Source organism: Enterococcus sp. AZ071 (assembly GCF_050499065.1).
Taxonomy (GTDB): Bacteria; Bacillota; Bacilli; order Lactobacillales; family Enterococcaceae; genus Enterococcus_A; species Enterococcus_A ferrettii.
Genome location: NZ_JBIPAS010000002.1, coordinates 915313 through 928622, shown reverse-complemented (window position 1 = coordinate 928622; position 13310 = coordinate 915313). Strand labels below are relative to the sequence as shown.

Below are 13310 nucleotides of genomic sequence, written 5' to 3'. Positions count from 1 at the left end.
GCAGAAAATCATGGGTTGAAGAACCTTAGCCAGGCTCAACACAAAGTCATAATTCTCTTATTCTTAATAATAACGCATTTTTATCTTTTGCGACATAATTTCATAGAAAAAAGAAGAACTTTCGACAGTACTTAACATTCACAATAAAACACTTTTTTTCGGAGGAAACTCAGCCATGGTAGTACTCAAAACCATTAAACAACGTTTAGAGACTGTATCTATCCAGTTGGATAAAGGAATAAAAGCGAATCTTGCTTTGAATACAACATAGCTGATCAGTTTAGAACCCTTCAACTTTCACCATTCACGATAATAACTTTCGATCTTATCGAAGCTTCGCTGCAAAACGGCGGAAGAGTAAACATATGAAAAATACATTGATAGTCAGAGAGAGGATTAGAAATAGAATCTGACCTTCGATAACAAATTTTGCTACCCAAAACGAGGGCATTGCCGCAAATAAATAGGACAGCTGGTCAGAAAGAAAATAAGGAGCAAACAATCCAACTGTGATTAAGGATGTCACCTTACCGATAGCCATTCCCTCTACTTTATTTGAAGAAAGCGCAACGATCATTAAAGCAACTACTAATCCGTGAACTGCCCCAAACACACTGAATGCCAAAATAATAGAAGGTTTCAACTCCGTAATACTAAAATAAGATGTAACGAAAAGATTCAACGGAATAGCAATCAATGTCATTATTCCCAGTCTCGAAATTAGATATCCTTTTTTCCCTAAAGGTGTGATTGCCAGATACCGAACAATCCCATCGTCAGCTTCTTCCAATATAATCAAGGCCACGACAAAGCTCAAAATGGTCGGTGTTAGCAAGCTGAGCAATACATCCACTAATTGATAATAAGGTGCCAAAATGACCGGCACAGAGAAAAAATTTGTTAGATAGCTTTCAGCAACTGGCAAACCAAAATGAAAGATTGTCCCAGCTAAAAAAGGAACAAAAAGCATGATCAATAATAAAGAATCGTTTCTTAGCTGCCTCATTATATGCAGGAAGCCAGTGTGGATTGCAGTCATATTTTCGCCCCCCCTATCGTTTGCCACATTCTTGAAGTACTTTTTTGTGCAGCGGCAAATAGTATGAAAGATAAAAGCAACAGTCGACTAAAATCATAGCTCAAACTTGAGCTGCTTTCGTTAATCAATGCGATTGCCCCACATAGCGGATGCAGTGTTAACCAGGAAAATGGTTCAAACAAATAAACTAGAGGTGGAACAAAGCAAATTATTTCTAGCGGAACAATCGCAAACATGTAGTGGTTTAGACTACTGATTTTTGCTCCCACAATCAAGCCTAGCAAAGAAAAAATTAACGAAGTAACCATTGTAGCTGCAGCGATCATCAATAAATTTCCCAGCCCACCAATTATCGCTAACACTAAGGAAGAAACCACTGAGATCACACATAAAGAACAAATCTTTGCTATTAAGTAATCCCGCACATTCACAGGAGAAACAGCCAGAGCATTTAAAACTCGTTGACTTTTCTCCAGCAAGATAATTGCTCCATAAAAACCAGTCCCAAAGCAGCGGGATCAGAATAAATCATCGCCACTGCTGCTTTGGCTCGCCACGCTTGCGGTAACAAAAGCAAAAGAACTACATATGAAAAAGTAACTATTCCATACAATAAATAAAACCCATGAATCACTTGAAACTTAATGTCTCCCAAAAACAACCGCCATATTCTCATACCAGCTGCCTCCCAGTTACTTCAATAAATATATCGCTTAAGTCAGGCTCACTGCTATGGACAGAAGTTAATTGCTTTTCCCGCATCAGCTGAGCAAACAATTGATCTTCAGATAAATCCTCCAGCAAACACGAATTCTTTTTTTCTCCTTCGTCAAAATAAGTATAGTGAACTTTTGCTGCTCCTTTTTGCATAATCATATGCTGAGGAGTATCCAATGCCGCAATCTCACCATTAACAATAAACGCAACCCGGTCACACAATTCCGCAGCATCTGTCATATTGTGTGTTGTTAACAAAATAGTTTTTCCTTGTGCCTTCTCAGCCAATATCATGTCCTTCATCATTCTACTATTGGTAGGATCAAGCCCACTAGTGGGTTCATCCAAAAACAAAATGGCTGGGTCATGAATGAGCGCTTTGACAAAATTTATTCTAGAACGCATCCCCTTAGAATACTCGACAATTCGCTTGTCTGCATCATTTGCTAACCCAATTTTTTCTAATAGCTCTTCCAACGGACGCGCTTGCTTGGAATATAGTGAACCGAAAAACGCCAAATTTTGTCGTGCTGTTAACTTCTCATACATTGTGGAATATTCAAAATCCACACCAATCGTTTCATAAAAGTGGTTGGGATGATTCTTACATTCCATATCTGCCAGCCGAACACTTCCCGAATAATTGGTGATTAAGTCCGTCAAAATTTTTTGTAGTGTAGATTTCCCAGCACATGACGGACCTAGAAAGCCAAAAATTTCTCCCTCGGCTACTTCAAAACTCATATTTTGTATAAAGGAAAGAGGAGTATAGCTAAGGGATAAATTTTTTACACTGATCATTTTAAAAACCTCCTTTTTGACCATTTTAGCTCTTTTGGTCAAATAAATTTTAAAAATTAGTACCTGCGCAAACAGATACTATTCGAACATTTGAATCACTAATCCTCGAATACATAAACGCAACGCTTCAAAAGCATGCACTTCACCGACTTCCCGTTTATAAAGCATCGTCACAAACAATCCGCGAAATGCTGCTGCATACCCATCAATTTTTTCTAAGGGTACTTCCAATAGAATAAAAATTGCTTCCACTGCATCAAAATCATCGGCCAAATGTGCTTGAAATACTTCATTAGGCAATTTACGATAAATTAAATCCAACTCTCCAGTGGTCATCATTCGCAGTAAGCCAAATTGATCAGCAAGCTTGAATAAATCCAAAAGCGCATCGGTAACTAGTTCAACATTGCGGATATCGGTTAAGTCGTCGATTAGTTTGACTAATTCCTTTTCGATTTGTTCATGCAAATCCAACAATGCCCGAAACAGCAGCTCTTCCTTCGAATCATAAAAAAGATAGAAAGTGCCTTTGGGAATCTGAACCCGTTTTACCAGTTCATCTACTGTGGTTCTTTTAACTCCAAAATTTGTGAGACAATACGCTGCTTCTTCCCGCAAGCGCTTATCAATAAATTTTCGCTCATCTTCTGAAAATACTTTCGGCACAATAAAACTCCTTTTTGACTAAATCGTTCTTCACAGTCAGCATAAATACAAAAGAAAAGCTTGTCAACGAAAAAAAGAAACGGCAAATTGCCATTTCTTACTCATAATCTTGCTCCGACAGTTGTTTCCAGCGAATCAGCGTCTTATTCACATAATTTAACACCATAATTTTGCGTTTTTCCTGTTCATTTGCATCTTTGCCCACCTGTTTAAATTGCTTTTGAAAATTTTTTAAACTATTAATCACTTCATCAATGGCAGCTTGGTCAATACCCGAAGAAGGGTCAGCTCGATTTTTCGTTAGTTTCTCAATGATTGCCGGTGTATGTTTCTCCAAATACGCAAAACCAAAACGCTTTGTATCATCTCGATAAGTCTTTAAAATAGTACTCGGCGGTTCAAAAGATACTTTAGCTGTTGGTTTAGAAACGGCTTTTTCCGGCTTTGATTTTCGTTTATGCCACCAATTAGTCAACAAAACAGCCACAATAAAAACAATCAGATTGGAGAATAAGCTCTCCGTCGTTAATAAATTATGTAGGTTCAAATCTTCACTTCCTTGGTGCTTATCATAGCAGGAAAAAGTTAAATGACAAAGATTATTTTGCAATAATTTGCTAAAAAAATCCCTTGACCTTCACGCAACGTCAACAGATATAGTAAAACTATAGAAATGGAGATGAAACAAATGAAGATTCAATGTGTTCGGGCCGATCACGTCTATCAAAAGATGATCGCAGCCTCCGTAGAAAAGCGCAACGACATTTATCGTTACGAACTGATGAAACCTTTTGAAAAGAAACTGGAAATTTATCGTATTCCCCTCAAAGCAAAGCAAGAGAACGGTTATGATGTCATCATGGCCAGCACTATGCTTGGATATATAGCTGCTGAAAAAATTGATGAGAGTCAAAAGGAAAATGTTTCCTTACTCTCACAAGATTCCTTTTGGCAAACCTGTCAGGAAGCGATTGAAGATGGATTGGGACGTTTTGAAGAAGCCAAAATTACTTTACCAGTGCAGGAATATCTTTATACGATTATGCTGGCTGATCCGCAAAGTCCCTACACCATTCTAAGTGATGGCTATTCTGGTGATGGTGGGATTCCTGGATATATTTGGGGAGCAATTAATCCCAACAGCTTCACCTTGGACCGGATGCCTGCTGCCTTAGCCCATGAGTGCAATCACAACGTTCGCTTCCAGTTTGTTGAGTGGCGGGATGATATTACTTTGGCTGAAATGATGGTTAGTGAAGGCTTAGCCGAAAACTATGCCACCTCCATTTATGGCAAAGAAAAACTCGGACCTTGGGTTAGTAAAGTTGATATGGAAACCCTAAACGATTACATTAAACCTTTAATTAAAGATGCAATGGATGTTTCTGGTATGGATAATTTAACCGCTTATCTTTATGGTGATGAGATCGCTAAGATGAACAATTATTTCCCAGTTGGCTTACCTTTTTGCGCAGGCTATGCTTGTGGATATTACATGATTGAACACTACTTGAAGAAGACCGGTAAAACAATTGTTGAAGCAACTATTTTACCGTCAGAAGAAATTTTAGAAGAGATTGCAGATTTTTGGGAAGAATAGAATTGGACGAAAAGAAGGCACAGGATTGCTCCTGTGCCCTTTATATTAAGAAATGGCAGATTTAACTGCTGATTCGTAATCTATTCTTTTTCACGTCGAGTGTAGTTGGAATAGAGAAGCATCCCAACAATAGTAAAGCCGATTGGCCCGGCGATCATCCACAAGGTGTCACGCACGCCGGCGCCTTCAATAATTGGTTGAAAAATCGTAAAAATATTTGCACCTAATACTAGTAAGAAAACAACTACACTGACAACCATTGTCATGCTTTTTGTTTTATATACTTCAAAGGTTTGAGGCATATTTTTCTGCTTGAACTTGGGAAACGCATAAATCAAGAACAAGTATGGCAAGGTCATTGATACGTTTGCCATCAAGGTTAGAATATTATAGAACGCTGATGGATCTGGTGTGGCAAATGACGCAATCAAGATAATCGCAACAACTATCGCACATTGTGCCCACATCGCATAAGACGGCATTCCGTTGTTGTTCAATTCAGTAAATTTTTTAGGCCATAGTTTCTTTGGCGTACCCATGATCAAGGTTTTTAATGGTGAGTAAGTCAAAGTAAAGAAGGCACCACTGTATGCCAAGAACATACCCAAACCAGTATAACGAGCGAACCAATTACCTAAACTGATTGCCGCAGATTGGCTCATGCCCAAAGCATTACCAAATTCAACACCCAAGTTATTCATCATAACATAACTGATGTTACCTAGGTTCGTTGAGTCCCCTGAAAGAACAGCATCCCAGTTTGTACTTACTCCCCACAAGAAGATACCTAGCGCATAACCAACTGAAATAACTAAAGCTGAAAATACAACCCCTTTAGGGAAAGTTTTTTCTGGATTTTGGGTTTTATCAACCATGCCCCCAACCGCTTCGATCCCACCATATGCGAAGATCGCAAATACCGCAAAACCGAGCAATCCGATCGGACTTTGGTAGCTAGGATTTGGAGAGTGTAAAATGTGGTCAAAAGGTTGTGCCAATTGGCCTCCTTTGATCACCAAAATAATGCCAGAAATAATAATTAATACAACGTTCAAGCTTGTTACGGCAATTCCACCAAGACTGGTGATTTTTACAATACCTTTGACCCCTTTAATGGATACCACAGTTACAATAACCATCCATAGACATGCGAGTAAACCCACCATTTGGGTAGAGTTTAATCCGAACATTCCTAATTTTTGGGTCTGATCACTGCCAGCAAATGCTGTAGTAAATGGAATCCATACTTTGGAAGAAGTCGATACCATCCAAACAACGTAAGAGGCAAACCACATAAATGTTCCAATGAAAGCGAACCGTGGTCCTACGCTGACTTCCAACCATTTGTACATTCCACTGTTCTCGCCTTTAATAGTTGAACCAAACTCTGCCATCATCAATGCAAACGGAATAAAGAATAAAATCGCTGCAACGACATAGAAGACGATTGATCCATAGCCCATCAAGTAAAAGGCGACTGGTCCATTGGCAAAGCCGAAAACTGAGGTAAAGATCATCAGGACCAGTGCTCCCAGTGTCATGCCCTTTTCTGCTTTGGACATTTCAATCACTCCATTTCGAATGTTTTTTAGTTGGGCGGCTAATTATATTGTGTAGAAAAATAAGTTCCAGTTCGTTATTGATTGAACAAGTACAATACAATAAAATAAGAGCTCCCAAATAAGACTTTACTCTGAAAAAAGACGTCCGGCAAGAATAGCGCTCATTGCTTTCTTAGACAAAAAAGCCGTTTTCTCATTGTTTTGAATCAATTAAATCAGAAAATAGAAAATTATAAAATAACAAATATATATATAAGATAATAATTGATATATTTTATTAAATTCTGCACAAAGACTTTGAAATACAAGAAACCACGTTATAGCAAATGATTATCTCACTTTTTTGTGCAAAATCTTAACTTGTATTATGAGAATTTATAGAATAGTTCCTTAAAAAAAACCATCTAAATGCCAGAAAAAACATGGGAAAATTTCGGATTCATCCTAATATCTTCTGAGCAACTTTTTGATAAGGTTTTCAATGAGTAATCAAAGTGAATAATTTTAGACAATTGCCCTTTTTATTTTATTTTTTTCACATTCTTTCATCATCAAAATACTTCCATTGACTAATCTTTTTGAAAAATGTTTCAATTAAATTGGTATGGTTGTGAGGACATAGTGAACGTGAACAATAGAGTCGATCGATCAAAAGGAATAAAAAAAAGAAGCGCCATCGCTATAATAGCTCTGGGCTCTCCTTTTTTATCTTTAGGTTTCTCGTTCAACGATTTGATAGTAACTGCGGGCAGTTAATTGGTACACAATGAAGTAAAGAATGGCGAAAATGAGTACCACTGCTATAGTGACAATTAGGAAAATATGCCAGTTCATTAAACCGAACAGAATCAGCAGCTTCTGAATAATTGGAAAAGCAAAAGCTAAATGAATCACCGCAACAACCAAGGGGAATAAAAAGACTGCTAACACTTGGCTTTGAATGACCTTCTTCACATCTGTATGACTCATACCTACCTTTTGCAGGATTTCAAATCTTAACTGGTCATCCATACCTTCTGATATTTGCTTATAGTAGATAATTAACGCAGTAGCCAAAGTAAAAGTTACCCCGAAAATCATTCCTAAAAAGAAGAATCCGCTAGAAAACGTTTTGTTCGAAAGCGCATACTCATCCTTGGAAGAAAGTTGGTAGGATTCCGTATCAAATTGCTGGGAATACTTCTTTGCCAAGGTTGCAGCGAAGTCTAAACGTTTGCTTTCTGAAGCAGCAATATCGAATGATAGAGAATATGTTGGAATTCTTAAGTGCTCATCGCCAGAAGCAACGGCTAAACGATCAATCAGCTGATCCATTTTTGCTTGGTCCTTTAATACAATTAGAAAAACATCACTTAGATTGTTCTGCTTACGTATACCAATAAATTCATCAATCACTTTTTTTATCTTAAAGTCTTCTCCCTCTAATGAGAGTCGATTGCCGATGATGTCGCCGCTTTCAGCGAAAACAACTAACTCATTTTCCGCAAGCTGCACATTCTCATTTGATAGACGATTGTACTCCTGTAAGGTGACAAAGGAAATAATTGCCGCTTTGGTCATATCATCCACCGTCAAATTCATTTTTAAGTCAAATTGATTTCCTTTTCCCTCACGCATGAAGGCCACTGAATCTGAAATTTGAAGGACTTGAAAATTTTTCAAGGTAAGTCCTTGTTCTTTAGCTAAATCCTTTGCCGTCTGCTCCATCTGATCTGTAGGAACCGAGGCACTCACACTGATATCATGCGTGTACCGCGACTCGACCATATCTTTTCCACCAAAAAAAAGACTCCCCGTTGTTGCCATCGTAACCAAAACCATAGTGGATAAAATACAAATACTTGCTAAACCTGCTGCATTTTGCTTCATACGATAAATCATATTGGATACCGAAATAAAATGATTCGGTTTATAATAATAATTTTTTCGCTTCTTCAAACTCTTAAGCAAAGTGATACTGCCGGAAATAAATAGACTATAGGTTCCTACAATAACTAAGATAACTGCAATAAAAAAATAGATTAGCGCATCGACTGGTGATTCAATCAATAAAGCAATTGCGTAACCTGTAAATAAACAAATCAATCCTAGAATTGAAAGAAACCAACGACTCTTAGGTTCCTTTTCACCCGATTTGCTGCTGTGTAATAAATCAATCGGGTTGGTCCGTCGAATTTGCAAACAGTTGATTAGAAATAAAAATAGAAAAATGAGTACAAATAAACCGACAGTTATTGTTAAGCCATCAAAGGTTAGCTGGAAAACAAAAGCCTCGCCTACACCCAACATTTTCTTTAAAATCAAAAACCCTAGTTTGCCAAAAATTATCCCACTAATAATACCGGAAATTAAAACAATCACAAAGCTCAACAGATTTTCCCAAAACATTAAACAATATAATTCGCGTTTTCCGAGACCTAAAACATTGTAAAGGCCAATTTCTTTCTTGCGCTGTTTTAATAAAAAGCTGTTGGTGTAAATCGAGAAAATCACCGAGAAAATCATCAGAATTATGTTGCCCAAACGGAACATAATCATCGCACTATAGCTGTCCGGCAGCTTTCTCATCCCAGGATTGTTTACAATTACTTGTGTCATGGTAGTCACAGCCACCAAAAAGATCATTGAGATCAGAAATGGTAAGTAGGCTCGATGGTTTTTTCTCAAATTATTAAGGGCTAACTTTATATAAAACATGTTACCCCTCCTTTGACAACAGAGCTGTCATAGTTTCGTTGATCGTTTCTAAAAATTGAAAGTTTTTCCGTTGTCCACGATACAACTGATGAAAAACCTGCCCATCTTTAATAAAGAGCACACGATCAGCATGGCTAGCAGCGATTGAACTATGAGTAACCATCAAAATTGTTTGCCCATTCTGATTGATTTGTTGAAAAATTTGCAGCAGCTGATCCGAGGTTTTTGAATCTAACGCACCTGTTGGCTCATCAGCTAGCAACAATTCTGGCTCGGTAATAATTGCTCGTGCGACGGCGACTCGCTGCTTTTGCCCGCCAGAAAGCTCATAAGGATATTTTTCTAACAGCTGATAGATTCCTAATGATTTAGCTATTGGCGCTAAGCGTTTTTCCATTTCTCCAACCTTTACTTGTGATAATACAAGTGGTAGTAAGATGTTGTCTCGAGCTGAAAAAGTATCTAACAAATTGAAATCTTGAAAGACAAACCCTAAGTGATCTCGACGAAAAGCTGCAGCATTTTTTTCTTTAATTTTCGTTAAATCCATCGCGTTTAATGTCATTGTCCCTGCTGTTGGTTTGTCCAGTGTTGCCACTAGATTCAATAGCGTACTTTTACCAGAACCAGATTCTCCCATGATTGCTACATATTCACCTGAATCAACACTAAAATTGATGGAACGGAGTGCTTCAACGGATAGTCCATTCATTTGGCTTTGATAAACCTTTCGTACATCTTTCACATATAATAATTCATTCATAATCTCTCCTCCTCTCCTCTATCATATGGCTCATAGCCCTCCAGAACCACTTACAAAAAGAAACCCAAACTTACAGTTCTGAAAGTTTGGGTTAGTTCATAGGCCTTCTCTTAGGAAAGAAAATAGAAACCGTGGTTCCTTGACCAATTGTAGACTCAATGGCAAGTCGACAACCAATTTTTTGAGCAATCTGTCGACTTAAATACAGTCCTAACCCACTTGCTCGTTGCTGTTCACGGCCATTGTAGCCAGTATATCCCTTCTCGAAAACACGTGGTAGATCTTCTGAGCGAATCCCTATGCCAGTATCCTGAATAATTAACTGATTGTCGATAAAACTGATTGTAATTTTTCCATCGATGGTATATTTGATAGCATTAAACAAAAGCTGTTCCAAAATAAAAATCAACCACTTCTTGTCGGATAGCACGGTTCCACCTTCCAGTTGTTTCAATTCCAACTGAAGATTTTTCTGGGAGAAGAAAAAGGCATACTTCCGCAAAACCTCCTTAACGACTGTATCAATCGACAATTCTTCAATCATCAAATCCTGATTATCCAGGTTTTGTCGCAAATAATTTAACATCATCTGCAGATATTCGTTTACTTTGAACAATTCCGCCTTCATTTGCTGAGGATTGCTGTTACCTGATTGTATTAATAAGTCTAAAGCAGCAACCGGTGTCTTTATCTGATGCATCCACAGACCGAAGTCATCGAATATTTCCTGCTTGGCTTTTTGACCTTTTGATCTTTCTATATTGGTTTCTGCCAAAAGCTGACGAATGATTTCTTGATAGTACACTTCAGCTTGAGTATCTGCTCGCGGAAAAAGTGCCTTTGCCTCTGATTGCACTAGATTTTCGGTTAGAATTTTTAATTGGGCTTGTCTTCGCGCATATCGATAAAAGGATACTAGACTATACACGCCTAACAGAAAGACGGTAAACAGAAAGCTATCCCAAAAGGCTTGCAAAGGCAAACTATATAGATAGAAGGTAAATACTGCCAAGCCAATAATTAACAAATAAAGTAAGTACAATACCCGCCTTTCATAAAAGAAAGGAACGATTAATTTTTTCATTCATTATTCCTCAATTAGATAGCCTTTATTTTTGACTGTTTGGATCACATCAGTTAACCCAGCTGCTGCAAGTTTTTTGCGTAGACGCGTAATATTCACCGCTAATGTATTATTATCAATAAATTCATCATTTTGCCACAACAGCTCAATAATTTGCTCCCTGGGCACGATTTGTCCGCGATGCTGACACAATAGTTGCAAAATTCGCGATTCATTTGGAGAAACCGGAACTGTGGTTAATTCATTTTTCAATAAATTTTCAGTAGGATGAAATTGAAAACCTTGCAGCTGATAAATTGTTTCTTGATGTCCGTACTCATAGCTTCGCCTTAAAAGCGCTTGAATTTTTGCTACAAGCAAGGATAGATCAAAAGGTTTCGCTATGAAATCATCAGCACCCATTGACATTGCCATAATCTGATTCATTTTTTCCTCCGCTGAAGACAAGAAAATGATTGGAACTTCGGAAAACTTACGAATTTCCTGACACCAGTGAAAGCCGTTAAAATACGGCAACGAAATATCCATAACGATTAAATCCGGTTTAGCCTGCTTCACTTCCTGACTTACCTGTTGAAAATTCTCAGGAGCTTTACATTCGTAACCCCATTGCTGTAAATGCTCCTGTACAACCTTCACGATCGTAGGATCATCTTCTACTAAAAATAGTTTCGTCATTCACTCACTCCTTATTTTTACTATTATACTAAAATAGCTGAGTGGTTAGGAGTTTTTTCGTAAAATGAAGCCATTTTTCACGAAACTATTTTTTTGAATAAGCAGATTTCTTGTAACTTTTTCTCTTTCGTATTATTACTGTATATAGAGGTAAGTAAATTCGGAAGGAATGATTCAATTATGTCAGAACAACCAATTGGAAACATGGAAAATGCACACGATCCAAAGAAACTAGGTCTACCAAAACCCGTCATCGTTACTTTATTAGATGGTGAAGTCATTGAAGGAACTTTGATTGCTGTTCATCCTAAACGAATGGATGTTGAATTGTCCGACAAACGAGTAATCAGTGTATTCAAGCACGCAATCAAATATTTTGAACATCCTGAAGGATAAACAGAAGAAAGTACCTAAAGCTTGTCGACTTAACAGGCTTTAGGCACTTTTTTTGGAGTATTGTTTCAAACGTATTTCTGATAAATTTACCAAAGCAATTCGGAGGATTTTTGCTGACTTATAAAAAATATCTCTACAACCATGCTTAACTGTACTAGTTATCTATTCCGGCTGTCCATTTCAAAGTAAGTATGACTAATGTTTCTCTCCGTCCACAGATTATTGTCCTTTTTAAAAACAAACTTGCCAGTTGCTGCTGTCTTCAGTTCCTTCAGTATTTGATAAGTGAACTCCGTTAAAGGAAGCTCACTAAGATCAGGCTTCGTTACCGGTTCAATAGCGACATCTTGATATGTATTTTTATTTAGCAAAATCAGTCGCTGGTCAAAATCTATGTCTTTCCACTGCAGAGACAAAATTTTACTTAACTGGAGTCTAGTTTCCTGCATGAGGCATAAAGCAGCCTTTAGTTGATAGCTATCGCTTTCTGGCACCCCTGTCAGCACACCCTCTTTTAAGAAATAAGTAAAAAATTCCTTTTGGTTCGGCCGAGCAATGTAAGTGTAAGGGTTATACCGTAGCAACCCTTCTCGAACTGCTTTCGCCATTCCTCTGTTTACTAACCAGGCTGCCTCGTGGGCAAGCTTCTTTCCTCGATTGTCAGCAAACATATCTTCAGTCATTTCTTTGATTGTCTCATGTGTAATCATACTAATAGGCATTTCACCAAAGGCAGGAAGAATAAAGCTGGCCAAAAGCATTCTATATTTTTCAAGTGTACGTTCACTCTTCGTTTGACGTTCAGCAACTAGGAAAAGAATAAACCATTTCTCACAACTATAAACCTTCGTTAATGGTGACGGCTGATTGGGTAAGTCTCCCACAAAGCGATGGGTTCGTTTAAAATCTTCTTCAAGCTTCAACATAGATACTAAACGATTCTCAAGCGCCTCCTCCCTTGTCTCACCATAAACAGAGCGATATTTCTTTTCGCCGTTTATGTCTTTGGCAATCGCAAAACGAGCTTCCCAACGACCATCCTTTCTTAAGTAGATATTATCTCCTACACGTGGCATTTTTTCTTCTCCTCCATATCAATAAATTCGTTCAGATAACTAAAAACATCTTGATTTGCTTATTTTACTATATTTCACCTAAAATGTTTAGATAAATAATCTTTGAAGAATTGATTGTGACCAAAATATTGATATCATAGGGAGATGTAAAATAAAAATTAGGTTTACACAAATGAGTAATGACTATCATTAAATTTTTTTTATAATCTGATGCCTTCTGCCAATTGATCC

Annotated in this window: 14 protein-coding genes; 2 read left to right on the top strand and 12 right to left on the bottom strand. The window is 37.6% G+C overall.

All coding sequences use genetic code 11. The features are described 5' to 3' along the window. Nucleotides 1-325: 325 nt before the first annotated feature. The 6 genes from IGI49_RS22945 to IGI49_RS22920 all read right to left on the bottom strand — a co-directional run bounded on the left by IGI49_RS22945 (nucleotide 326) and on the right by IGI49_RS22920 (nucleotide 3770). Entirely contained in the window at nucleotides 326-1039 is a 714-nt protein-coding gene (locus IGI49_RS22945; RefSeq protein WP_429965313.1) for a hypothetical protein, read from the bottom strand. Further along, nucleotides 1036-1518 (bottom strand): hypothetical protein, encoded by a 483-nt coding sequence (locus IGI49_RS22940; RefSeq protein ID WP_429965314.1) that lies wholly within the window; start codon nucleotides 1516-1518, stop codon nucleotides 1036-1038. Before IGI49_RS22940 ends, IGI49_RS22945 begins: the two co-directional genes overlap by 4 nt. Continuing rightward, complete coding sequence (locus IGI49_RS22935; protein WP_429965315.1) at nucleotides 1491-1715, bottom strand: hypothetical protein; 225 nt, start codon at nucleotides 1713-1715, stop codon at nucleotides 1491-1493. The genes IGI49_RS22940 and IGI49_RS22935 overlap by 28 nt, the downstream gene beginning before the upstream one ends. Continuing rightward, nucleotides 1712-2557 (bottom strand): ABC transporter ATP-binding protein, encoded by an 846-nt coding sequence (locus IGI49_RS22930; protein ID WP_429965316.1) that lies wholly within the window; start codon nucleotides 2555-2557, stop codon nucleotides 1712-1714. The genes IGI49_RS22935 and IGI49_RS22930 overlap by 4 nt, the downstream gene beginning before the upstream one ends. A 78-nt stretch (nucleotides 2558-2635) precedes the next feature. Beyond that, nucleotides 2636-3223 (bottom strand): TetR/AcrR family transcriptional regulator, encoded by a 588-nt coding sequence (locus IGI49_RS22925; RefSeq protein WP_429965317.1) that lies wholly within the window; start codon nucleotides 3221-3223, stop codon nucleotides 2636-2638. Nucleotides 3224-3320: 97 nt separating this feature from the next. Further along, nucleotides 3321-3770 (bottom strand): hypothetical protein, encoded by a 450-nt coding sequence (locus IGI49_RS22920; protein ID WP_429965318.1) that lies wholly within the window; start codon nucleotides 3768-3770, stop codon nucleotides 3321-3323. A 141-nt stretch (nucleotides 3771-3911) separates the two neighbouring features. Between IGI49_RS22920 and IGI49_RS22915 the strand changes: the two genes are divergently transcribed. Further along, nucleotides 3912-4823, top strand: a complete 912-nt coding sequence (locus IGI49_RS22915; RefSeq protein ID WP_429965319.1) for a DUF2268 domain-containing protein — start codon at nucleotides 3912-3914, stop codon at nucleotides 4821-4823. A gap of 80 nt (nucleotides 4824-4903) precedes the next feature. Here the strand turns inward: IGI49_RS22915 and yjeM are convergent, their stop codons facing one another. The 5 genes from yjeM to IGI49_RS22890 all read right to left on the bottom strand — a co-directional run bounded on the left by yjeM (nucleotide 4904) and on the right by IGI49_RS22890 (nucleotide 11607). Beyond that, complete coding sequence (yjeM, locus tag IGI49_RS22910) at nucleotides 4904-6385, bottom strand: glutamate/gamma-aminobutyrate family transporter YjeM (protein WP_207704927.1); 1482 nt, start codon at nucleotides 6383-6385, stop codon at nucleotides 4904-4906. Between the two features lie 711 nt (nucleotides 6386-7096). Then, entirely contained in the window at nucleotides 7097-9082 is a 1986-nt protein-coding gene (locus IGI49_RS22905; protein ID WP_429965320.1) for an ABC transporter permease, read from the bottom strand. A 1-nt stretch (nucleotide 9083) separates the two neighbouring features. Beyond that, entirely contained in the window at nucleotides 9084-9845 is a 762-nt protein-coding gene (locus IGI49_RS22900; protein WP_207704929.1) for an ABC transporter ATP-binding protein, read from the bottom strand. 91 nt (nucleotides 9846-9936) lie between these two features. Beyond that, on the bottom strand, nucleotides 9937-10929 hold the full coding sequence (locus IGI49_RS22895; protein WP_207704930.1) for a sensor histidine kinase: 993 nt from the start codon (nucleotides 10927-10929) through the stop codon (nucleotides 9937-9939). 3 nt (nucleotides 10930-10932) lie between these two features. Then, nucleotides 10933-11607 (bottom strand): response regulator transcription factor, encoded by a 675-nt coding sequence (locus IGI49_RS22890; RefSeq protein ID WP_429965321.1) that lies wholly within the window; start codon nucleotides 11605-11607, stop codon nucleotides 10933-10935. 180 nt (nucleotides 11608-11787) lie between these two features. On the opposite strand from IGI49_RS22890, the gene IGI49_RS22885 reads away from it, so the two are divergent. Then, nucleotides 11788-12003, top strand: coding sequence for a hypothetical protein (locus IGI49_RS22885; RefSeq protein WP_207704932.1), 216 nt, complete (start codon nucleotides 11788-11790; stop codon nucleotides 12001-12003). A 158-nt stretch (nucleotides 12004-12161) separates the two neighbouring features. Here IGI49_RS22885 and IGI49_RS22880 read toward each other — a convergent pair whose 3' ends face one another. Further along, nucleotides 12162-13079, bottom strand: a complete 918-nt coding sequence (locus IGI49_RS22880; protein ID WP_429965322.1) for a tyrosine-type recombinase/integrase — start codon at nucleotides 13077-13079, stop codon at nucleotides 12162-12164. Between the last annotated feature and the right edge of the window lie 231 nt (nucleotides 13080-13310).